Genomic DNA, 23,153 nt, shown 5'->3' on the forward strand with positions numbered 1-23,153 from the left:
GCGTCCCTGTCTCGCTCGCCGGTCAGAAATGAGTTCCGGCGCCGGCCAATGCTCTCTCCGCGCCCTCTATAAGGTCGCGCATCACGACTGCCGCTGGGCGGATCGCATCGATCAGACCAATCCCCTGGCCTGCGAAGCCGGGCATGATGTCCTTGCGTGCGGCCTTGATGCCAGACGCCATGACAGGCCCCGAAACCATCGACTGATAAGGCATCGGAAGCGGCTCTTTGCCGGCCGCCACCCAAGCATCGGCCCATTTGTTCCGAATCATCCGGGCAGGCTTGCCCGTTAGCGATCGGCTGACCACCGTATCGGCATCGCCGCTTTCGGTGATGGCTTCTTTCTGAAATTGTTCGATACCTGCTTCGTCGGTTGCGAGGAACGCCGATCCGATCCACGCCCCCTGGGCGCCGAGCATCATCGCTGCGGCGACTCCGCGACCATCGGCTATTCCTCCCGCACCGATTACGGGAACACGATCGCCGACTGCATCAACCACTTGCGGAATCAGCGAGAAGGTTCCGACAGGAGAGTTGTGGCCGCCGCCGTCGTGACCCTGCGCGACGATCAGGTCGATACCCGATTCCACTACCTGCAGGGCGTGCTTGACCTTTCCGATCACCGCCATGACCTTAGTGCCATTGGCATGAAGGCGTTCCATCCACGGTTCGGGATTGCCAAGGCCTGCGGCATAGACCGGCACTTTTTCTTCGATGATTACTTCCATCTGCGCTTCGAAGAACTCCCGCGAGAACAGCTGCAGTCCGCCCTTGCCCATGTCCGGGGCGCCCGCCGCGCGCATCGCCGTGGCGGCGTCCACTGCGGGCAAATGCTCGCGCTCCATGAATTCGCGGGTGAACTCCTGATATTCGCCGAGCAAAGCCAGGGGGTTTTCTGCTACACCTCCGCTCTCCGGCGCCGAACCGCGCCTGACAGACGCCGGCAGCAAGGTATCGACCCCAAAAGGCATGTCGGTCATCTCGCGGGTTTGCCTGATCCAGCTACGTAACTGGTCGGGCGAGCATGCGGCAGCGCCGAGAACACCAAGTCCGCCTGCGTTCGACACCGCGGCAGCGAGTGCAGGCACGCTCGCCCCGCCCATTCCAGCCAGAAGAATCGGATATTCGATCCCGAGAATTTTGCAAACAGGGCTCTTCAGCGCCATTATCCTACCCTCTCCGTTCCGCGCCCGATCAGACGCAATTTTCTAAATCTGCCCCCACCTGACACGCTGGGATACAAGTTCGGGGCTTCGCTCTGCCAGATAGGACGCGGATCCCGAGACGAGCCGGGCCATGGCCTGACGCGCCGCTTCGGAATCCCCGGTGCGTACTGCTTCGAGGACACGGCGGAGGAATCGCAATTGGACCGCTCGCTCCTGCGCCGAATAGCCAAGTGAGTGAGAGAATTCGCGCGTAATTAAATGCAGCGTCGACGTTAATAGCCCGAACAATGGATTGCCGCTGGCCCAGCCGAGAAGGTCATGAAAACGACGGTTCAGTTCCTCGAACTGGCCTCCGGCTTCATTTCGTTCCAGCTCTTTGAGGCAATCGGCGAGTGCGCTCAGGTCGCCGGTAGTCGCGCGCTGGGCGGCGTAGGCGGCAACATCCGCGGCGATCGCTTCACGTAGTTCGAGCAGGCCTCTGAGGTCGGCGTCCATGAAATGCAGAATTAGCGAGAGACTGTTTGCAAAGTCGCCGGTCTGCGGACGCGCAACCACCGGACCGCCGCTACGGCCCAGCTGAAGATGGATAACGCCCTGGAGCTCAAGGAAGCGGAGCGCTTCGCGCAAGGTCGCTCGCGCGACATCATATCGCGCAAGCATTTCTTCCTCACGCGGCAACCTGTCGCCCGGGGCGTGTGCACCTGCCTCGATATCGCGAACGATGTGCTGGGCAAGCGAGAGTGCGCGCTTAGCTTTCTTCGCGTTTTCGACTTTCAGCAACATCACTCTGTCTCACCCCTGTCACGAAGCCTTATAAGATTTAAGTTCCGTTTATGTCCATGGGCGTGAGATAAAAATGTTTCAGATGCAAAAAAATGATAAAACCTTATAAGCATTATTGACTGAGCCTCAGAAGGGATTTACGATTTCAAGTAGGGCAATTGTGCTGTTATCGACGAAGGGCGCGACATGGATACCAACATGGTGGAGCCGAATATCCGCGAAAAGGTCGCTTTCATCCCGATCGACGAGATTGATGTTGCGCGTCCGAGCCTTTTCCAGAAAGACACGGTCGGCCTGTTCTTCGAGCGGCTTCGCCGAGAGGAGCCGGTCCACTACTGCCGCGAAAGCTATGTCGGACCATATTGGTCGATTACAAAGTTCGACGACATCATGGCCGTGGACACCAACCATAAGGTATTTTCGTCAGAGGCGAAGCTCGGCGGTATCGCCATCGAGGACATGCACTCGGCGAAAAGCGCGCTTGAACTTGAAATGTTCATCGCGATGGACCCACCAAAGCACAACCAGCAACGAAAGGCCGTTACTGGTGCGGTCGCGCCGTCCAACTTGCTGCTGCTTGAGCCAACTATCCGCGAACGAGCATGCCAAATCCTCGACGACTTGCCGGTCGGCGAAGATATTGATTGGGTTGATAAGGTGTCGGTCGAATTGACCACAATGACCCTTGCGACTCTGTTCGACTTCCCGTGGGAGGAACGCCGCAAGCTCACGCGCTGGTCCGACGTCACAACGGCCGCCCCTGAAACTGGGATCGTCGCATCCTATGAGGCGCGGCGCGCAGAGCTGATCGAATGCGCAATGTATTTCAAGGGTCTGTGGGAGCAGCGCATCAATGCGGAGCCGAAGAATGACCTGATCTCCATGATGGCGCATTCTCCGGCGACACGGGACATGCCCTTCCTGGAGTTTCTGGGCAACCTCTTGCTGCTTATCGTGGGCGGCAATGACACCACGCGCAACTCGATCAGCGGTGGTGTCCTGGCACTGAACCAGAACCCGGACGCGTATTTGAAATTGAATAACGATCCAGGGCTCATCACTAGCATGGTGCCAGAGATCATCCGCTGGCAGACACCGCTGACCCATATGCGCCGCACGGCGCTGCAAGATTGGGAGATCGGCGGCAAGAAGATCAGAAAAGGCGACAAGGTTGTGATGTGGTACCTGTCGGGTAACCGCGACGAGACGGTCATCGACAGGGCGGACGAGTTCATCATAGACCGTAAGAACCCACGGCATCATCTGTCTTTCGGCTATGGCATTCATCGCTGTATGGGCAACCGGCTCGCAGAACTGCAACTACGGATCATCTGGGAAGAGATCCACAAGCGGTTCGCGAAGATCGAAGTGACCGGTGAACCCGAGCGCCTGTTCTCGAACCTAGTGCGAGGGATTACGAAACTGCCGGTGAGGCTCCACGCCCGCTGATTGGCTGATTCAAAAAAAGCGGAGCTTGATATGGTCAAAGTGACGTTCGTTTCCAGCGATGGAACGCGGAGGGCAGTCGACATAGCCGAAGGTGAGACAGCGCGCGAAGCGGCGCTGTTCAACGATGTGCCGGGCATCGACGGTGATTGCGGCGGGGTGTGCGCTTGTGCAACCTGCCATGTGTTTGTGGATCCGGCCTGGATCGACAAGGTCGGCCGCTTGGCCGAAGGCGCTGCGGAGGCAGACCTCCTGCAGTTTGCGGAAGGGGCGAACGAATATAGTCGCCTCGCTTGCCAGATCCCCATCGAGCCCTTGATGGAAGGTCTGATTCTGCATGTTCCCGAGCAGCAATACTGACATGCCTGCGTGACGCGTGTTTCACACGACGCTGAACTGTCTGAAATCGCGAGTAGAGCTCAACCAGGAGGTACTTGCTACCTTTCAGAGGTTCCAGCATCAAATGGCGGATCTGTGCTGACCTAGCTCTCGTGCGCCCGCGAGTCGAGGGGGGCGTGCCAACAGTGCCTTTCAACTTAAAATTTCATACGCTGCGCCGTATCCTGCGTTGGCGGGAATAGTGAGGATGTTCTTGCCGTCTCGCTGGATGACTTCTGGAAGGACCGGCACGATTTCGCGAGCCTTGGCCCGCGCGACGCAATCGTCTGCGCTCGCAGCTTCGGCTAGCAGTTGCAGGTTCAATCGCGTGGGAAAGATGATCGTTCGTTCACCGCTGACACCCAGTTTCAGGGCTTTGCTTGGCGAAAGCCATTCCGCATCAACGGTTTCATATCCATCACATGCTGCGATCTGGCGCTCTGGGGCGCGAACGACGAAGAAATGAGTGTCGAAGCGCTTTTGCATAAAGCTGGGCGTGATCCACCGCGCGAACTCGCTCAGGCGATCAAGGCGCAGTTGCACATCGGCCTCGCGCACAATGTCGAAAAATTCGCGCTCGCCTCGCTCGACGGCTTTGCGGCTTTCAAGATCGCAAATATCCTCGAACTCGCTACCGTCGCGATGATCGGCCAGCAGGATGCCTGCTTCCTCAAAGGCTTCACGAATCGCGGCAATCCGAAGGGTGCGCTGCGTAGGATCTAGCGTTTTCCAGCCCCTGCAATAATCGGCCCATTCAGGCGCTTCATCGGCAGCAGAAGGCTTTCCACCGGGAAAGACCAGCGCGCCGGATGCAAAATCGATCTGGTGATGCCGCTTGACCATCAGCACCTGGAACTCCGGCTCGTCGCGAAGCAACAGCATGGTGGCTGCGGGGACCGGATCGACTGGCTTCTGCAGTGTCATCATAAACTCCAGTTCTCAGTTGGCCTGATATTGGACGCTGGCCCGTTCAAGCTGAGCAACGATCTTATCGCCATTTGCGCAGAAGAACCAATCCGGCAAGAGCCACTGCAACACTTGCAAGCACCCAGGATTGATTCGCAAGCAGCGCCGCGGAGACGATAAGTGCGGCCGCCACAGGACCTTTGACAGGCTGGCTCGCGCGGCGAATGGCTGCGAGCTTCTCAAAACTTGCCGGATCAATCTGGACAGGCACATGCCCGGACTTGGCTATAGCGGCGGCGTTATCGAGAAGGTCAGGCATGATCGCCGCTAGGGCGAGGAGTTGTCGGCGAACTTTTTTTAAATTGGCGCGATTCCTGCCAAGGGAGAATCTTTCTGCGAACAGCTCCAACATGATGGGGCGTGTTTCCTCCCCGATATTATAGTCAGGCGCAAAGGAACGCGCAAACCCTTCCGCCGTGAGCAATGTTCGAAGAAGGATCGCCAGATCAGGCGGAAGTGCGAGCTGATAGTCTCGCAGGAGATCGAACACGCGGCTGAAAATATGCGAGAACTCAATCCCCGAAAGGACCGTTCCCCTGAACTCACCGATCAGCTGGTCCAAATTCTGGGTGAGCCCATCACGGTCAACTTTCGGATCTCCAGCCCATTCGAGCAACACGTTCGCGACGTCTGCTGTGTCTTCGTCGGCTATAGCCATGACAAGTCGTACCAGTTCCTCGCGCCTCGCCTTTGTGAGAGTGCCGACCGATCCGAAGTCGATAAAGCCCACATCCTGTTCCCCGATAAGGAAAACATTGCCTGGATGCGGATCGCCATGAAATTCGCCATTCAGAATGATCATGCGCAGGACTGCATTCGCATATTGTCTCGCGAACGCCGCCACGCGTGGGTCGGTCGATTCGGCCTCGATCGCAGACGCGGGCGTTCCATACAGCCGCTCCTGGACGTTGACCCGTATCCCCGTCAGTTCCCAATGAATTGTTGGAGTCTTGATCCCAAGCGTATCAAGATAGCCACCGATACGCTCGCATGCACGAGCTTCTGCTGCCAGATCCATTTCCCAGGCAAGATTTCTGCCAAAGGTTCGCAGGAACTCTACGGGGCGATAGCGGGCGATTTCAGGGGATCGATCCTCGGCAACGGCGGCGAGGCGCGTCAGGAGCCGCACATCGGCCTCCATTCGCGCAGCAGTGCCCGGACGCCGCACCTTTATGATAACGTCGGCGCCGTCGAGCAGCGAAGCAGAGTAGGTCTGCGCTACCGAAGCCGAAGCCAGTGGTTGTTCATCGAATTGGGTGAATTCCCCTCGCCAGTCAGCTCCCCAGCTTGCGGCAAGGATGGGCTCGATTTCTTCGAATGGCACCGGAGAAACCTGATCGTGGAGCGTCGCGAAGGCAGCAATCCAGGACCTGGAAAACAGATCGCTGCGCGTCGCCAGCAGCTGTCCAAGCTTTATTCCGACCGGACCAATGTCGCGCAGGAGTGCGACGACCGCCGCCGGCCGCAATTCACCTGGATCGATTGACTTGGCCGGATGCGGAATGACACCGAGCGCGCCCGCCAGGCTTTTGGCGCCGTGCCGGACAAGAATCTGTCCTATCTCGGCGGCGCGTGCGATGTCTCCTATCGGTTTATCTCGGAACCCAGGCATATGTCCTATTCCGCATCGGTCCGGCTCTGATCGAGATTCGACGCAATCCGCACAAGAATGTCCAGCAACGTCCGTTTTTCGTCGCGCGTAGCGTTCCGCCATAGGACCCTATGCAGCCCGTCCGCGGATTCTCTCAGTTGGGGCAACAACCTGTCGAGCTCCTGGGTCAGGATGAGCTGCCATGCCCGGCCGTCCGTTTTGGCTCGTCGCCTTTCCATCAATCCTTTCCCACAAAGGCCAGCGACGGCTTGACCGATCGTGGCGGATTCCAACTCTAGTCGCTTGGCAATTCCGGCCTGCGTCAACGATGGTTCGCGGAGAAGTTGTCCGATGATGCGCCACTGCGTCTGATTGAGGCCAATCTTGGCAATCCGTGCGTCATAAGCGCGCCTCGCCCCCCGACTAATCTCGTCCATCAAATATAGCATACGGTCGTCGTCGGTGAGGGCGCCTTCGCGAAGCCGTGGCGGCATTGTGTCGAGATTTGCGTTCATACCGCTGCCTAGTCCGTTTCATGGGAATGCCAAAACGCAAATTACTAAACGATTTTACTAACCGGATGGAACGGTCTACGCCACGCCATGAAGCGACTTAGCACATGTCCAAAATCCTTCGAAAGAGGCAGATGACCGACGAACCAAATGAGCGGGAACAGGATCGCGCGCCCGCATCCAGCCTGAAATCGCAACCCAAATTTCGCCTCATCCTCATCATAGCCATCACTGCTGCGCTGATTGCAGGTGGTTGGTGGTATTACAGGCATGTCACCTATGGGCAGTACATGCAGTCGACCGACAACGCCTATGTCGCGGCCGACAGCGTTGTGGTTTCATCAAAAGTGGCCGGATACGTGGACGCGGTGCTCGTCTCTGAGAACGGGTGGGTCAGTCCCGGCGAGGCGCTCGTGCAACTGGATGTGCGAGATTATAGAGCCCAGGCGCAACAGGCGCGTGCGCAGATTGCGGCGACGCTGGCCGGCGCCGACACAATCCGCTCGCAAGTAACCGAACAGGACTCAGCGATTCGGCAGGCGCGGGCCCAACTCGCCGCCAAGCGCGCGGCGCTCGACCTCGCCAATGAGCAGGTAGCGAGGTATCGCCCCCTCGCCGCGACCGGTGCGGAGCCGCGAGAAAAGCTTCAACAATATGAGACACAGGCGCAGCAAGCGCACGCCGACTTTGTTGCTGCCCAGGCAGCAGTCTCTGCCGCCAACGGTCGGAGGGCCACCTTGTTCAAACAGATCGACCAGACCGAAGCCCAAGCTGACGCGGCCCGCGCGCAGCTGGAAGCGGCCGACCTAGATGTCACATCGACTCTGCTGCGAGCCAGCAAGGGAGGTCGCGTTGGCGATCTAACAGTAAGGGTCGGCCAATTCGTTCAGCCCGGTCAGCGATTGATGACGGTGGTTCCGGTAAACGAAATCTACGTCATCGCTAATTTCAAGGAGACGCAGGTCGGCCTTTTGCGGGCGGGGCAACCGGTCAGGCTCGAGGTCGACGCACTTCCCGACTTTGAGATTGCCGGACGCGTTGAGAGCATCTCGCCCGGAACCGGAGCAGAATTTTCGATCCTGCCGCCCGAAAACGCCACAGGGAATTTCACCAAGATTGTTCAGCGGATAACGGTTCGTATCGCGATAATAGCCTCGCCCAAAGTGCGTCGTCTGCTCGTCCCGGGCATGTCGGTTGTGGCAGTTGTCGACACGCGAAACGCTGCCGGAGAGCTGAAAGAGATCTCGAGTACCGACAAATGACCGCCGAGTTGGCATCGAACAGCGCCTCTGGTACTCCGACTGCAGAAAGGCGGAATGCCGATGTCACCGCGTGGATAGCGGTCGCAGCGGGTGCACTTGGCGCCATGCTCGCAACACTCGATATCTCTATCGTCAATTCCGCGCTTCCGGTGATCCAGGGCGAAATCGGAGCCAGCGGCACCGAGGGAACCTGGATTGCCACCGCATTTCTCGTAGCCGAAATCGTGGTAATTCCGCTTAGCGCCTGGCTTGAACGCCTTTTTGGACTGCGAAATCTGCTCATCATTGCGGTTTCCGCGTTCACCGGCTTTTCAATTCTTTGCGGTATGGCGACCGACCTCACGACCATGATCATCGGTCGCACGGGTCAGGGTTTCATGGGTGGTGCGCTGATACCGACTGCGATGACCATCGTGGCGAAAAGATTGCCGCCCCATCAACAGCCGATCGGCATGGCGCTGTTCGGCATGACAGTGATTCTGGGTCCGGTCATGGGGCCGCTGATCGGGGGCTGGCTGACCGAAAATTTGAGCTGGCACTATGCCTTCTTTGTCAATGTTCCAATCTGCGCCGTGCTGCTGCTGCTGCTATTCGTCGGGCTTCCTCACGAAGAGCCGAAGTGGGAGTATCTGACCGATGCTGATTGGGCGGGCATTGCCGGCCTGATTCTGGGGTTGGGCGCTTTGACTGTGTTGCTTGAGGAGGGGCATCGCGAGGAATGGTTTGAATCCGCTCTTATTCGCTGGCTGGCACTCATTGCCGTCATCGGTTTCGCTTCACTCATATACGGGCAGCTGAACGCGTCGAAGCCCGTCCTGAAACTCCGCCTCCTTCTCAATCGCCAATTCGGAAGCGTTGCGGTGATGGCTCTCGCCCTGGGAATGGTCATGTATGGTTCGACCTACGTCATTCCCCAATTTCTTGCGATCATATCGGATTATAACGCTTTTCAAACCGGGCTCGTTATATTTTGGATGGGTATTCCGGCCTTTGTGCTTATGCCGATCCTGCCCTTCATGATCCGTAGGCTCCACATCCGCATTGCCGTCGGAGTCGGAATGCTTCTGATGGCGGCCAGCTGTTTCGTCAGCATAAGCCTCACCGCGGAATCTGGGGGCGCCGTATTCATCGAAAGCCAGCTTATTCGGGGTGTTGGCATGATTCTGTCCATGATGTTCCTGAACCAGGCTACCGTAGCCTCAGTGGCAAATACAGATGCTGGAGATGCCTCCGGTATTTTTAACGCCGCTCGAAATCTCGGAGGATCTTTCGCTTTGGCCGGACTGGCTTCGTTTCAGGACCAGCGGATCTGGCACCATAGCCGGCGCATGGAAGAGACGCTGAATGCCAACAGTGTTTCGCTCCAGATTTATCTTGATGAACTTGCGAAAAGCTTCGGCGGGATGGAGGGTGCCATGTCGATGCTAGGCCGGACCATCCAGCGGGACGCGTTCATAATGACCTACAATGATGTGTTCTTGGTGATGGGCGTCCTGACCTTGATGACCGTTCCTTTGGTCATCTTTTTGAAGCCGCTTCCCAAGAATGTTTCCCTTTCGATGCACTGAGCCTGACATGATAAGAAAATCTGTAATATCGCTTCTCGCCTCGTCTCTGCTGGCCGGTTGTGTCGCGGGCCCAGACTACGCCGGGCCTCCAGAAGTATTCGCGGCGAACCGAAATGACGGCTTTGTCCGTGCCGGCGGTAACGTCAGCGATACCGAGCCCGAGCTGGCAGAGTGGTGGCTCCTTTTGAACGATCCGGAATTGACCAGGCTTATCGAGGCCGCGTTATCGGACAATCCTTCGCTTCAGGCTGCGCAAGCGCGGATCGCGCAGGCGCGGGCATCCGTGAGACAGGAGAAGGCCGGAAGATTTCCGACGCTTGGAACCCAGGCGACGGCTATTCAGGGCCGCTTGCCGGGCCTTGATATTCAGAACAGTGCCCCGCCTTCGGCGAGCGCGCCTGTTAGTCCGCAGGGACAGGCGGATGATAGCCTCAGTGTCTACAATCTCGGGCTCAACGCTAACTGGGAGCTGGATTTCGCAGGAGGAACGCAGCGACGGATCGAGGCCGGCAACGCTCAGGCAGCGGCAGCGGTTGCCAATGTGGAGGATGCCAAGGTCCAGCTGACCGCCGAAGTCGCCAATGCCTATGTCAACCTGCGCGAGGCCCAGTTTCGAGCCAAAGCGTACCGAACCGAGTGCGAGTTGCAGCAGCAAACCCTCTCGCTAACCTATCAACGGTATCAGCAAGGCGTGTTGCCCCTGTTCCCTCTCGGCAATGCAAATGCCGAGCTCGAACTGCTCAAGTCTCAGCTCGCCGAGGCCGAAGCTGACACGGCGGTATTGCTCGATGCGCTTGCCATTCTAGCTGGACAGATCCCAGGGACAACGGACGAAGCGCTGAAACAGATCTTCGATGTTCCCCTCCCGCCGGAACAGGTCGCCGTGGGCGACCCCTCCAACCTTGTCGCACGTCGGCCCGACATCCGCGCGGCCGAACGCAGCCTGGCGGCAGCAACGGCTCGGATCGGTGTTGCGGAGGCTGCACGATTTCCGAAGCTGTCATTCATGGGAATCTTGGGACTTGGCGGAACGTCGCCAGACGATCTCTTTGATGTGAGCAACCCGTCAATTCTCGCCATTCCGCAGTTGCAGTGGAACTTCCTCGATTTCGGTAGGGTCGATGCCTCGGTCGATCAGGCGAGCGCCGTCCGTGCCGAGGCAGTTGCCAACTATCGAAAGACAGTGCTTTCTGCACTTCAGGACGCCGAGCGCGCGTTGTCGCGCTTTAGCCAGCAGCGCTCTGCCCTGGTGGCGTTCGCGCAGATCAAGTCCCAGGCAGATGGCGCAGCCGATCTTGATCGACAACGATTTGCCGGCGGAGTGATCTCGCGCGCCGACCTAAATCGCACGCTTCGCAAACAGCAGCAGGCGGCAACCGACCTCGTCCGGGGAAAGGCGGCGCTCACGCTGTCATGGATCGCCCTGCAAAAATCACTCGGCCTGGGATGGCAAGTGCAAGCAAAAATTTAATGTCACCTACGAGTGTCGTTAATATGAACTCCAAGGTGCGATATCGGTTCAGAAAGAATCTCATAGGGATTTCACCTGACAATTTTATCTAACCTTAGCAAGAGTATCCTGTGCTTATTCAAACGATCTGTCGGCCGATTTGTGCGCAGCATACTCCTTGCAAGCGACCTGATATAACGCTACGGTGACGTTTACATAATGTCATTGAGGCAAGGCGCGATGTGTGGATCGGCATGGTTAAATGTGTGGGGTCAGTGGTCCCGCTTGCTGGCATGATCCGCTCGACGACGGGTTATGGGAGAGGGAGTTGCCACGGGCGATCCGCTCTCCCGACACCGGTTGGAGACTTGCTGCGATGAATGCGCGCACAGCACCGAACATCTTCGTTCGCGAAGGAGATGGCATTTCAACGTTGGTCGTTGAAGGTGACTGGACAGCGATTTCGATCGCAGGCCTTTCCGGGCATGTTCTGAGTCCCTCGAACCTCTCCTTCTCAAGCGACTTCGGAAACCTGGGAAGGATAGACAGCGCAGGCGCGCTCGCCATCCTGACGCTCGCACCCAATGCGGCATTTACCGCAGACCTGCCCGCCAATCTTGCTGATCTGTTCGCGCTGGTGGGCTCGGCCATGGCCGACCGCGATGTCCCGCCTATCAAAACTCCCCCATTTCACGTGCGTCTTGGCCAAAAAGTTTATCGAGCTGTCCAGGAAATCGGCGCAAGCGCTCGATTTCTCGGGCAACTTGAGGTGGCGCTCATGAAATCTCTTGCACATCCCAAAAGGATGCGACTGATCGCACTGGCGTCGTCAATTCAGAAGGCCGGCTTCGATGCGCTGCCACTCATAGCGATCATGACATTCTTTATCGGCGCAGTAGTGGCTCTCATAGGAAGCGATCTGCTCAAGACATTGGGTGCATCGGAACTGGTCGTCGAACTGGTTGGCATATCCGTCCTCCGCGAGTTCGGCGTCCTCATTCCCGCGATACTACTTGCCGGTCGGTCCGCTTCCACTTTCGCGGCCCAGATCGGCGCAATGCGAATGAACCAAGAGACGCAGGCAATGAAGGTGATGGGCATCGACCTGTTCGACGCGCTGGTTGTGCCACGCGTATTGGCATTGCTTGTAATTATGCCCCTCCTGGCGATTGTTGCCATGCTGGCTGGTTTGGCCGGCGGGCTTGTCGTCAGCTGGGGCATACTCGACGTGAGCCCGACATATTTCGCCGAACGACTCTCGGCTGCGGTCGATATCCGACACTTCTGGGTTGGAATGGCAAAAGTACCGGTGCTGGCCATTGTGATTGCGCTTGCCGGATGTCGCCACGGCCTTTCGGTACGCGGAGATGTTGAGGATCTGGGCGGGCGGGTGACCGTCGCCGTTGTCCAAGCGCTATTCGCAATCATCCTTCTGGATGCCGCCTTTGCAATTCTCTTCAACGTGCTCGAAATATGATTTGCGATCCGGACATCGTTATTCGGGTGGAGAATCTTAAAACCCGATTTGGCGATCACATTATCCACCAGGATTTGAACCTAGAAGTCCATCGTGGCGAGATTCTTGGTGTCGTCGGAGGGTCCGGTAGTGGAAAATCCGTCCTGATGAACACCATTTTGGGCCTGATTGCGCCTAGCCATGGGACAATCGAAATCTTTCAGAAAAAAATTGGGAGTCGCTTTGATCGTACGGAAATTAATCACCGAATTGGCGTCATGTTTCAAAATGGCGCGCTTTTTTCTTCTCTTAGTGTGCAAGAAAATGTCGAGGCTCCTCTCATCGAACATACCCGTCTTAGAGAGCCGTGGCTCGAGGCCGTGGCTCTGATGAAAATCGGCCTTGTCGGACTCGATGCCGAGGTGGGCCGGCAAATGCCCGCTGAACTTTCAGGCGGAATGCGAAAACGTGTAAGCGTAGCGAGGGCCTTGGCGCTCGATCCAGAATTGCTGTTCCTTGACGAACCCACTTCGGGCCTCGACCCGATCGCCGCCGCCGAATTTGACCAGCTGATACGGACGCTGAGCGACACGCTGGGGCTTACTGTCGTGATGGTGACCCATGATCTCGACAGCCTGTATTCCATCAGCGACCGCGTAGCCGTGGTTGCGGATCAGAAAATTGTCGAGGTTTCGCCAATCGCGGAACTTGAGAGGTCTGACCATCCTTGGATCAGGGCGTTTTTGGGAGGGCGGGCGGAGCGCGCCAAGGAAAGGAACCGTTAATGGAACGCGACGCGAACTACGGTCTGATTGGGGGCCTGACGCTGGCTCTGCTAGCGGCGGCTTTCGGCTTCATCCTCTGGCTCGGTCAATCCCAATTCGCCCGTAATTTCGACGAGTATCGGATCATTTTCGATGGTCCCGTCCGCGGTCTTAGCGAGGGAGGCGAGGTGCAGTTCAACGGAATTCCGGTGGGAGAAATCACGCGTATTAGTCTTGATCCCAGAAATCCAAACAGGGTGCTTGCGGGGGTGCGCCTGCGCGAGGATACGCCTGTGCGCGTCGATTCTACCGCCGCGACGGAGTCGCAAGGCATAACCGGCGGAAGCTACATCCAGATCAGTGCGGGGACGCCCTCTAAGCCGTTGTTGAAGGAGGTTTCCAAGGAAACGCTCCCAGTGATTAAGGCGGAAAAAAGTTCGCTACAATCCCTGATGGATGGAGGTGGCGCATTGTTGGCGGACGCTTCGCAGGCCCTGGAAAGGGTCAACCGGACCTTGTCCGACGAGAATATCGAAAATGTTTCGGCTGCTATTGCGGATGTAAGAGCTACCACGGCGGAATTGCGATCTAGTCGCGGAATGTTCAGCAAGGCTGAACAAGCGTTTGCACGCCTGGACCGGGCGGCGGCCGATATCGAGGCCGCGGCCGCATCGGCGCGCACGGCGATCGATGGCGACGGTCGCAAGACGTTTGCCGATGTCTCGGCAGCCGCTCGAGATCTTCGAGAGGGGATCGCCGAGGCGAGGGTGGTCATTCACAGGCTTGATGACGCCGCGAGTGGATTGGCGGCGCCCGACGGCTCCGGGATTGCTGCAACTTTGAAATCGCTCGATAGCGCGGCGCAGGAAATCGAGCAGCTCGCCGGCCAGCTACGACGGACCCCTCGTGAAAGGAAGCTCCCCCAATGAAAACGATCTCTGCAAGAATGTTTTTGCTGACGGGCGCGCTAATTTGCCTTTCTGGTTGCGGGAATATTCTGGGAACTGGCGGCAAATCGACGTTGTACCGGATCAGCAGCACGCCCGTACCGGAGCGTGAAATTGCACGACAGTGGATTCCGGTGTATATTACGCGACCGACGCTTCCGCCTGGGGCCGATGGAGACAGGATCCTCACGATCGAGAATCGCGAAGTCACGTATCTCGCCAAAGCACGGTGGATGAGGCCTGCGCCCGAGATGATCCGCGAGGCTATTGCCGGAAGCGTAGCGCGCAAAATCGATCACGCATATATCCCTGTCCAGAGCGTTGCTTCCGATCATTACGTCCTATCCGCACGGCTTTCTTCTTTTGCAGCCTATTACGAGCAGGGGCCCGACGCGGCCCCGATCATTCGCATCGCCGCGCAAGTGGAACTAAGCCGATCCAAAGAATCGGAACCACTGGCAGTCACGCGCATCGTCCTTGATAGGTCAGCAAGTGCAAACAGCGTTTCGAGTATCGTCGAAGCCTTTGATCGCGCGAGCCTTGAAATGGCCGACGAAATCGCGAGTTGGACGGCTGCGGCGATCAACTAGCGTGAAGCCAATGGAAACTTAGTCGGGACAACGGCCCAGCCCAAGATGAAGCAGGAATGTTATGGGTGGCTCCCCTTCAGGGAGGGGCGGCAACCGTACACAAATAGATCCACAGCTTGCCTCATTCGAGCTGAAGAGGTTTCATTGTGACTGGTCACTCCCACTCCAAGAGCGGCCCGACGAAAAGGTGACAAAATGACGCTGGAGATAAATTGCTCCGCAGCAAAGTTCGCGTCTGACACCCCGATTTCTCCCCTCTCCTCGGCTTTGCGCAAGACCTCTGCCACCAATCTCGTCGTGCGTCCTACCCCGAATTCGTAAAGGTTTCGCGCTAAAGCGGGAAAACGTGCAGCCTCAGCCATTACAACGCGTTCCAACGCGACATGAATGTCGGTAAGCATCCAGGACAGCAGTTCATCGGACAGCTCTTCAAGCTCGAGCCGAACGTCGCCATGTTCGGGAACGTGCTGTTCGAGGAAGGAGAGCCGATCCTCGATTTCCATGAGTATTGCCGCTTCGAAAAGCAGCTGTTTGTTCCCGTAACGGGCGTACAACGTGCGCTTGGAGATGCCTGCTTTTGCAGCAATCCGTTCAGCCGTTGAACGACCGAATCCGTCGGCAAAGAAGACATCGCGGGCGACACGGAGAATTTTCCTCGAAAGTGCTTGCGAGGCTTGTCGAGTGGGCCTCCCTGTCCGTCCGGAGCCTGGTTTTTTGGTTTTCTGGGTCGACGTCATGCCTCATCTTGGCCATACCTTGACCGCGCTGCAAGCGTAGAGCGCTTTGCCTTGGACAGCGCGACCCCGAGATTGCCCGGGCTTATGCAAGACCCACGAGGCCCGCTGAACTTTTCCCGCCTGAAAGGATCGCTGCCATTCGCACGGAATGGACGCAGTGTGACCTCGCCTAGGCAAGGTGGTCGCGATATGTTTCGCGTAAGGCCTTTTTGTCGATCTTTCCGGTCGCTGTAAGCGGCACTTTTGCAAACAGGATGTCGTCCGGCAGCCACCAGCGAACGACCTTCGTTTCTAGGTGCGCGCGAATGTCGGTGGCGGTAACGACCTGGCCCGCATGCGTTTCAATCACGAGAAGGGGACGCTCTTCCCATTTTGGATGATATACGCCAACGACCGCCGCGACCCGGACGCCGGGGTACCCAACCGCCGCATTCTCGATATCAATCGAGCTGATCCATTCGCCCCCGGACTTGATCACATCTTTCGCGCGGTCGGTCAGCCGGAGAAAGCCGAAGCGATCGATCGTACCGATGTCCCCGGTGTCGAACCAGCCATCGCTCCCGGCACCCTCAATATCGGGGAAATAGCGATCGACGACCCACGGTCCGCGGACCTGGAGCGCACCCGCCTGCTCACCGTCCCAGGGGAGCGGCGTGCCATCGCCGTCGATAATGCGCAGTTCGATGCCAAATTGCATGCGACCCTGCTTCGTCAGCAGGAGGTCGTTCGCGAAATCCTCGCCTTCGGCCATCAGGAGCGGGGAGGGCGTCGAAATCACGCCGAGCGGATTGGTTTCGGTCATGCCCCAGAGCTGCAGCACAGTGATACCATATTTGGCTCGGAATGTCTCGGCCATCGCCCGGGGGACGGCTGAGCCACCAATAACGAGGCGCTTGAGATTGCCGACCCCCGTCCCCGTGGTGTCGAGATGAGCGAGGTACATGGTCCAGATCGTGGGCACACCGCCCGAAAAGGTGACGCCCTCTTCGTTGATCAGATCGGCGAGACTGGCACCGTCCATCCTGTCGCAAGGAAGCACTAGCTTGCAGCCGTTAATCGCTGCCGTGAACGGAAGTCCCCATGCCGTCGCATGATACATGGACGAGCAGGGCATGATGACATCAAAAGCGCTGAACCCGAAGGCACTGCTCAGACCGGCCGCCATCCCGTGGAGAACGATTGATCGGTGGCTGTATAGGACGCCCTTGGGGTCGCCCGTCGTCCCCGAAGTGTAGCAAAGAAATGCGGCTGCCTTTTCATCGAAGCTCGGCCAGGTGAGGGCCCCGTCCTCGCGTGCCAGCAACGCTTCATAGTTCAACGCTTCAGCAACATCTGGCGCGGTCGCTCCGCGATCCGCGAGAAGGACATAACGCTCGATACCTGGAAGGAGAGGGCGCAGCCGTGCGACGAGCTCGGCTAGATTGGGCTCGAAGAAGAGAATGCGGCTGCCTGCATGAGCGATAGTAAAGGCGATTTGCTCGTCGCTGAGACGCGGGTTGGCAGTGTGCAATACAGCGCCCATGCCCGGCGCCGCATAGAAGAGTTCGAGGTGGCGGTGCGTGTTCCAGGCGAGCGACGAGACGCGGTCGCCCGTTGCAATCCCGAGGACACCAAGAGCCTGCGCAGCCTGACGTGCACGCTGGTCGCAGCGGTGCCAGTCATACCGCCAAACCGGCTCATCGACAGCCTTCGAGACGATCTCCCTCTCGCCGTGCGCGCGCGCGGCATATTCCAATATTCCGCTGATCAGCAGCGGCGCGTCCTGCATCAATCCCCGTAACATGCTGCATCCTTCTTCGCCCCACTGCGGCGTCGCGTGCAAGATCCCGCCCCTCGGGTATGATTGCCGCGCGGGCTGTCAATGACCGTCATCATTTTGGTCCAGCGGCAAACTCCACGTGCCGCGTTTCCATTCGGCCAGCAATTCTCAATGATCATATTGCGGCGGCACGGCCTAGGTTCGATCGGCCCCGACATGTTTTCGGCCGCGTTTCAAATTAGTCACTCGCCGCTTTCAGCAACAGTGACAGGAACCGCCAATCGGACCAATCGCCTTTTTTCCCCGCCGCCAAAGCCGCCAGATCGAGTTTCGCCTGCCTCACGATCGTAAGCCGAAGCGACGGAATGATATAGAGGCGTTGATCGCCCGCGCCCGCGGCGACGACCATATCCGCCGGGAGTTCGTTGGCATGACTGGTGATATCGGTGGACCGGGTAACAATATCGACAGCCGGCGTGCTACGGGGCAACCACCAAGTGAGACCGTAGGCCGGATTGGCCTGGCTACCCTCGAACATCTCGCCGAACGCCATTTCATCGACAAGCGGCTTGCCGTCGATCTTTCCGCCGCCGCGGACGAACTCCCCGATCTTCGCCCACTCGGACGCGGCCAGCGCGAGGCCCTGCGGCATGAGCGGTGCGCCATCGGGGTCGCTGCGCCAACTGCCGATGGTCACCCCAAGCGGAGTGAGAATGCGCCGCTCGATATATTGGCGAGCGTTGCCGTCTTTGCCTTTGGCAACGAGCTTGCGGCGCATGATCTCTCCAAAGATTTGCATCGGGGCGGGACCATATTGGAATTTGCTGCCGGGCGCCGCCGTGAGCGGTGCCTTCACCGAGTCCAGATACCCTTGGGGCCTGCCGACGGTCGATGCCTGGCCGCCCGTCATCGACAGCAATTGCCGAAGCGTGATCTGTTCCCTTTCGGGTTCGCCCCTCCATTCAATGAGTGTCTCCGATGCCCGCTCGTCGAGCGTTAGAAGTCCATCCTGTGCGGCCGCCGCCGCCATCAGCCCGACCAGGCTCTTGGTGCCTGACCAGAGTTCCTGCGGCGTCGCAATGTCTGCCGATCGGCAGCGCACTTTGCCATCTTCAAGTATCAGCAGCGCAACGCCGGAATTAGCCTCAGAATAGGCGATCGCTTCGGCACAGCCGGGAAGAGGGGCGGGTTCGCCTGCCGTGGCTGGCTGTGCCGCAACGGCGGCTGCGAAAAAGAGGATGGTGCGCTTCAAGATCCGGCTCCCATTTTCTGATGCTTGTCATTCCCCATATTATCGATAATAAATTCATTCGCAATCAACGATTGCTCGTGTGCGCCGCCCGATTAGGATGGCGCCGGGAGCCAGGAAAGCCGAACGGAGAGAAATGGCCGCGACGAAAACCGAAGACGACAGCGCGCCGACGCAGGACCGTGTGATCGCGCGTCTCTTGACCGACGACATCGTAGAATGGCGGATTCCGCCGGGTTCGTGGCTGCGCGAGCGTGAAATCGCGGCGCGGTTCGGGGTGAGCCATGCGCCCGTGCGAGAAGCCTTCCGTCATCTTGCGCGGATCGGTCTCGTCAAGGTGGTGCCGTGGCGCGGGACCTATGTGATCGACATCGACGAGCATGCCGCGAACGAGGTCTATGAGCTGTGGAAATCCCTGTTCGGTGTCGTTTGCCGCCTGGCTGCGGTCGAGATGACCGATCGCGACGGGCGCGAACTGATGCACAGGCTCGTCGAATATAAGGATGTCACCCAGCGCACCGAAAATACGTTCGAGCATATCAAGGTCTCGAACCGCATCGGCCGCTTCATCGCCAAGCGGAGCAATGCGCCGCTCGCGCTCGAGCTCCTCGACAGGGTCGCGCTGCTCGCGCGCTGGCAGCATAATGTCTATACCGACAGCTACATCGAGACGCATGGCAATGACGCCGCGAAGCGATCGGCCATCCTCTACGACGCGCTTTGCCGCCATATCGTCGCGCGCGATGGCGATGCCGCCGATGCGGTGGCGCGCGATCTGATCGGCGTTACTCAGAATAGTTTCGGGCGCGCACTCGAGGAATATAAGGCCCGCCACGCAAAGCCCAAGCCCAGCCGCCGCCGCGCAAAAGTGACATGAGCCGCCTCCCGACCGACCGCCGCACGTTGCTTAAGGCGGGCCTCGCGGCGCCGATCGCATTGCAGGTTGACTCCGCTGCCGCCGCATCCCGGGATTTGACCATGTTCGGCCCCGAACGCCTCTTCGCCGACATTCAAAGCTATACCGAGGCCGGCAACAAGCAGTCGGGCGGCGAGGGCGATCGCTGGACCGCCGACTGGACCGCGAAGCGGCTGTCCAGTGCCGGATTCGAAGTGGAACGCCAGACGTTTGATGTGCCTTGGTTCGAGGCCTCGCGCTGCGACCTCAGGCTCGGCGACCTCACGATACCGCTCGTCGCACAACCGCTCGCCATCGAAACCGGCGAGGCTGGTCTCGCTGCGCCGCTGCGCCTCGCAGAAATCCCTGAACACCTCGACGGCGCGATCGCCGTGGTGCGCCTGCCTTTCCGCCGCTGGTCGAGCCTCGTAGATCGTGCAGTGCGCGAGCCGCTCGCCGATGCGCTTGCGCGCGGTGCGAACGGGGTCATTCTCATTACGACCGGGCCGACGGGCGAGGCCTTGCTCCTCAATGTCCCGGCCGGTCATCCCGTATCGGACAAGCCACTTGCCTTGCTCGCGCCGCGACTCGCCGCCCCGGTGATTGAAGCCGCGCGCCACGGTGCCGCGGCGAAATTAGCGCTTCGCGGGCGCGGTGGGACTCGGGCAGCGCAGAATATAATCGGGCGGCGCGTTCGCTCCGGTCGCCCCTGGCTCGTCGTCTCGACGCCGCGTTCAGGCTGGACCGATTGCGCCGGCGAGCGGGGGCCGGGTATCGCGATGTGGCTCGCGCTTGCCGACTGGATGCCCCGAGCGTTTCCGCAGCACAGCCTGCTCTTCCTGTGCAACAGCGGGCATGAATATGAGAATCTCGGTGCGAGCCATATCGCCGACAAGGTGGGTCCAGCCCCCGGCGAGACAGCTTTCTGGTTGCATCTCGGCGCCAATGCCGCGGCGCGCGATTATCAGGAAATGCCCGGGCGCCTGCTGCCGCTGCCAAGCGCCGATCCCTATCGTTTTCTCATGACATCGCCCGAATTCGTCGCGCGTGCGCGCGAGATATTCAAAGGCCAGCCGGGGTTGGAAATGGCCTATCCTTCGGCGGAAGGCACAGCGGGCGAACTCTCGGAAGTGATAAAGGCCGGCTACGTGCGTCATGCCGGCATCTTTGGCGCACACCGTCATCACCACGCTGTGACCGACGATTTATCGACGGTCACACCTGACCCCCTTGCCGCTACGGCGCGGGGCGTCCGCGACCTGCTGAGCGCCGTCGTCTCTTAGACCAGCGAACCACCTGCAGAGACTTTGCGCTTTCCGGCTTGACTCGCTCGCGCTTTTGTACAAAATTATCGATAATAAATGCGATAACAAAATGGGGAGAGTGACCATGGGACGCAGGGCGAACCTTCTTTTCTGCACGGCCGCGATTTGGGTAGCCGTCGCTCCGCCTGCTTTCGCTCAAGACGCACCGTCCGAAGCTCTTACCGACGCGGCGGAAGCGAACGACGACGGCACGATCGTCGTTACGGCGCGGCGCCGCGAGGAGCGGCTCGCCGACGTTCCCACAGCCGCTTCTGTCATCGATATCACCTCACTCACCGATCGCGGCGGCGCAAGCGGCAGCGGCGAATTGCTCGCCGACCAGCCGAGCGTTAGGTTCAACAATCTCAGCTCATCGATCACCTCCGAGATTTCGATCCGCGCCTCTTCGACCGCGCGCGCGACCAATGGCGACCCCAGCGTCGGCCTGTATCGCAACGGTGCCTATATCGCCGGTGGTCCAGTGGGCGGGCGAAACTTCACCCGCCTCGACCTGCTCGACATCGGCCGAGTCGAGGTGTTGCGCGGGACGCAGGGCGCACTCTATGGCCGCAACGCGGTCGGCGGCGCGATCAATATCATTTCGGCCGAACCCGAATTCGATCTCTCGGGCTGGGCGAGCGCGCGCTATGGCTTCGAGAACAACAGCTTCCAGACGCAGGGTGCGATCAATGTCCCGCTCGCCGATGGCTTGGCGATGCGCATCAGCGGCGATCTCGTCAAGCAGGACAAGGGCTTCTTCTACAATCCCGATAATGACGTCTATTTCGATCAGCAGAAGGGGCACGGACTGCGCGGCCAGATCCGACTGAAGCGAGGGCCGGTCGACGCGATCATCACGGCCGAGACGCAGCGGCTGACCACGCCGACGATCCATTACCAGATATCCATTCCCGCGGGCACGCCAGGCTTTCCCGGCGGTTATACGCAGGATCGCTTTCGCTACCCCTGGAACACCGCGCCGCGCGCTAGCCAGGACGTGGACGGCCTTCAGGCGCTCGTCCGCGTCGATCTGGGCGGCGCTGACCTCACGTCGACAACCTCCTTTCGCAAGCGCACGTCCGAATATGATCTAGACAATGACGCGATCAGCCCCGCCGAACTGGCGCGCGCGCGCGCCGCGGGGCAGGTCGGCGCGCTCACCCCGCTCGATCCGAGCGCAGCGTCCTACGTCATCGATACGACCGACAATTTCTCGCAGGACATTCATGTCAGCGGGGCGAGCGATCGCTTCACATGGCTGGTCGGCGCCGAAATGCTGCTGCTCGACAGCGATTTCTCGGTGACGACGACACGCACGCCGACGCTTGTCAATCCTTCGCCAGGCAACATCGCCCCCGCCCGGCTCCATTTCGAAAGCTATGCCGCATACGGCTCGCTCGGTTTCGACATCACCGACAGCCTCAACCTGACAGGCGAACTGCGCTATACGCGCGACAGCCGGAACATCTCGGCGCGGCTTTACGATTTAGGGACTGGCCTGCCCACCGGCGGGCCATCCCGGATCATCGACGACAGCATCAACGCCGACAATCTCTCCTACAATGCGACGCTTTCGTACAAGCTGACGTCGAACGTCCTCGCCTATGGCAAGGTCGGCAGCAGCTATCGCGCCGGCGGGTTCAACACGCGCCTCTCCGATCCGCGCGCGCCGAGTCCCGTGCAGGTGCTGTTCGGCAACGAAAACAGCACGTCTTACGAAGCCGGTATCAAGGGCAGTCCGATCCGGCGCGGCTATTTCGCAATCGCGGGCTATTACACCGAGCTTGAAGACCTGATCGCGCAGGTCGACGATGGCTGCGCGCTCACCAATCCGGCGTGCCCGATCGCGGCGGTCGCCTATCTGACCAACGCAGGCGATGCGAAAAGCTGGGGAATCGAGGCCGAGTACAGCCAGGGCTTCGACCTTGGCGAAGGCAATGGCCGTCTCGCGCTCAGCGGCTCGCGGCAGGGCGGAAAGGTCAAGAGCGGTCGCTACGATGGGCTCGATCTCGCGCAGGTTCCTGACTGGCTCGCCTCGGCCAACCTCAACCTGCGCTACCCGGTCACCAAGGATGTCTCGCTGACCAGCAATGTCCTTGTCAGCGGTCAATGGGGCGGCAAGCAGGAGCTGACGGCGACCTCGGTCGATCTCGATGATTATGTCCTCGTCAATCTTCGGGTCGGCGTCGACTTCGGCAAGATCAGCGTCAGCGCCTTCGCCAACAACCTCTTCGACAAGGTCTATTTTGTCGCGCAGGCGCCGACGATCAACCGGTACAGCCAACCCCGCGTCATCGGCGTCGAAGGACGCATTTCTTTCTAGGTCGCTCA

At 59.3% G+C, this 23,153-nt stretch carries 20 protein-coding genes; 12 read left to right on the plus strand and 8 right to left on the minus strand.

All coding sequences use genetic code 11. The annotated features are described in order from the left end of the window. Positions 1-22: 22 nt before the first annotated feature. Together CDQ92_RS19655 and CDQ92_RS19660 are read right to left on the minus strand one after the other, a co-directional pair. Positions 23-1,165, minus strand: a complete 1,143-nt coding sequence (locus CDQ92_RS19655) for an NAD(P)H-dependent flavin oxidoreductase (RefSeq protein WP_037557602.1) — start codon at positions 1,163-1,165, stop codon at positions 23-25. Positions 1,166-1,207: 42 nt separating this feature from the next. After that, a complete protein-coding gene (locus tag CDQ92_RS19660; RefSeq protein ID WP_037557604.1) occupies positions 1,208-1,948 on the minus strand; it encodes a FadR/GntR family transcriptional regulator in 741 nt (246 codons plus the stop codon). A 186-nt stretch (positions 1,949-2,134) separates the two neighbouring features. Here CDQ92_RS19660 and CDQ92_RS19665 point away from each other — a divergent pair, with 186 nt between their 5' ends. Then, entirely contained in the window at positions 2,135-3,397 is a 1,263-nt protein-coding gene (locus CDQ92_RS19665) for a cytochrome P450 (RefSeq protein ID WP_088443974.1), read from the plus strand. Further along, positions 3,398-3,754, plus strand: a complete 357-nt coding sequence (locus tag CDQ92_RS19670) for a 2Fe-2S iron-sulfur cluster-binding protein (protein ID WP_229667584.1) — start codon at positions 3,398-3,400, stop codon at positions 3,752-3,754. It begins immediately after the preceding gene. Between the two features lie 171 nt (positions 3,755-3,925). On the opposite strand, the gene CDQ92_RS19675 is transcribed toward CDQ92_RS19670, so the two are convergent. The 3 genes from CDQ92_RS19675 to CDQ92_RS19685 all read right to left on the minus strand — a co-directional run bounded on the left by CDQ92_RS19675 (position 3,926) and on the right by CDQ92_RS19685 (position 6,844). After that, the gene (locus tag CDQ92_RS19675) at positions 3,926-4,699 is read right to left on the minus strand and encodes an NUDIX hydrolase (protein WP_201792079.1); all 774 of its coding nucleotides are present in this window, start codon (positions 4,697-4,699) and stop codon (positions 3,926-3,928) included. A gap of 61 nt (positions 4,700-4,760) precedes the next feature. Beyond that, positions 4,761-6,350, minus strand: a complete 1,590-nt coding sequence (locus CDQ92_RS19680) for an ABC1 kinase family protein (RefSeq protein WP_039575416.1) — start codon at positions 6,348-6,350, stop codon at positions 4,761-4,763. 5 nt (positions 6,351-6,355) lie between these two features. Beyond that, complete coding sequence (locus CDQ92_RS19685) at positions 6,356-6,844, minus strand: MarR family winged helix-turn-helix transcriptional regulator (protein WP_052208277.1); 489 nt, start codon at positions 6,842-6,844, stop codon at positions 6,356-6,358. A 131-nt stretch (positions 6,845-6,975) separates the two neighbouring features. On the opposite strand from CDQ92_RS19685, the gene CDQ92_RS19690 reads away from it, so the two are divergent. From CDQ92_RS19690 to CDQ92_RS19720, 7 genes are all read left to right on the plus strand, one after another. Then, positions 6,976-8,103, plus strand: a complete 1,128-nt coding sequence (locus CDQ92_RS19690) for an HlyD family secretion protein (protein ID WP_088443996.1) — start codon at positions 6,976-6,978, stop codon at positions 8,101-8,103. Further along, positions 8,100-9,671: an MDR family MFS transporter gene (locus CDQ92_RS19695; protein WP_088443975.1), complete on the plus strand. Its 1,572-nt coding sequence runs from the start codon at positions 8,100-8,102 to the stop codon at positions 9,669-9,671. The genes CDQ92_RS19690 and CDQ92_RS19695 overlap by 4 nt, the downstream gene beginning before the upstream one ends. A gap of 7 nt (positions 9,672-9,678) precedes the next feature. After that, a complete protein-coding gene (locus CDQ92_RS19700; protein WP_088443976.1) occupies positions 9,679-11,142 on the plus strand; it encodes an efflux transporter outer membrane subunit in 1,464 nt (487 codons plus the stop codon). A gap of 307 nt (positions 11,143-11,449) precedes the next feature. Continuing rightward, on the plus strand, positions 11,450-12,598 hold the full coding sequence (locus tag CDQ92_RS19705; RefSeq protein ID WP_158213910.1) for an MlaE family ABC transporter permease: 1,149 nt from the start codon (positions 11,450-11,452) through the stop codon (positions 12,596-12,598). Beyond that, positions 12,595-13,362, plus strand: coding sequence for an ABC transporter ATP-binding protein (locus tag CDQ92_RS19710; protein ID WP_088443978.1), 768 nt, complete (start codon positions 12,595-12,597; stop codon positions 13,360-13,362). Before CDQ92_RS19705 ends, CDQ92_RS19710 begins: the two co-directional genes overlap by 4 nt. After that, positions 13,362-14,270: an MlaD family protein gene (locus CDQ92_RS19715; RefSeq protein ID WP_054588698.1), complete on the plus strand. Its 909-nt coding sequence runs from the start codon at positions 13,362-13,364 to the stop codon at positions 14,268-14,270. Before CDQ92_RS19710 ends, CDQ92_RS19715 begins: the two co-directional genes overlap by 1 nt. Next, on the plus strand, positions 14,267-14,878 hold the full coding sequence (locus CDQ92_RS19720; RefSeq protein ID WP_088443979.1) for an ABC-type transport auxiliary lipoprotein family protein: 612 nt from the start codon (positions 14,267-14,269) through the stop codon (positions 14,876-14,878). The genes CDQ92_RS19715 and CDQ92_RS19720 overlap by 4 nt, the downstream gene beginning before the upstream one ends. A gap of 59 nt (positions 14,879-14,937) precedes the next feature. Here the strand turns inward: CDQ92_RS19720 and CDQ92_RS19725 are convergent, their stop codons facing one another. The 3 genes from CDQ92_RS19725 to CDQ92_RS19735 form a co-directional block, all read right to left on the minus strand. Beyond that, positions 14,938-15,615 (minus strand): TetR/AcrR family transcriptional regulator, encoded by a 678-nt coding sequence (locus tag CDQ92_RS19725; RefSeq protein ID WP_088443980.1) that lies wholly within the window; start codon positions 15,613-15,615, stop codon positions 14,938-14,940. A 169-nt stretch (positions 15,616-15,784) separates the two neighbouring features. Further along, positions 15,785-17,398 (minus strand): long-chain fatty acid--CoA ligase, encoded by a 1,614-nt coding sequence (locus CDQ92_RS19730; RefSeq protein WP_088443997.1) that lies wholly within the window; start codon positions 17,396-17,398, stop codon positions 15,785-15,787. 214 nt (positions 17,399-17,612) lie between these two features. After that, complete coding sequence (locus CDQ92_RS19735; protein ID WP_158213911.1) at positions 17,613-18,626, minus strand: serine hydrolase domain-containing protein; 1,014 nt, start codon at positions 18,624-18,626, stop codon at positions 17,613-17,615. A 133-nt stretch (positions 18,627-18,759) separates the two neighbouring features. Here CDQ92_RS19735 and CDQ92_RS19740 point away from each other — a divergent pair, with 133 nt between their 5' ends. The 3 genes from CDQ92_RS19740 (at position 18,760) to CDQ92_RS19750 (ending at position 23,145) form a co-directional block, all read left to right on the plus strand. Then, a complete protein-coding gene (locus tag CDQ92_RS19740) occupies positions 18,760-19,500 on the plus strand; it encodes a GntR family transcriptional regulator (protein WP_158213912.1) in 741 nt (246 codons plus the stop codon). After that, complete coding sequence (locus tag CDQ92_RS19745) at positions 19,497-20,801, plus strand: hypothetical protein (RefSeq protein WP_088443983.1); 1,305 nt, start codon at positions 19,497-19,499, stop codon at positions 20,799-20,801. The genes CDQ92_RS19740 and CDQ92_RS19745 overlap by 4 nt, the downstream gene beginning before the upstream one ends. 106 nt (positions 20,802-20,907) lie before the next feature. Then, entirely contained in the window at positions 20,908-23,145 is a 2,238-nt protein-coding gene (locus CDQ92_RS19750) for a TonB-dependent receptor (RefSeq protein ID WP_158213913.1), read from the plus strand. Positions 23,146-23,153: the final 8 nt, after the last annotated feature.

Origin of the sequence: Sphingopyxis bauzanensis (assembly GCF_002205675.1) — a bacterium.
GTDB classification, from domain to species: Bacteria; Pseudomonadota; Alphaproteobacteria; order Sphingomonadales; family Sphingomonadaceae; genus Sphingopyxis; species Sphingopyxis bauzanensis.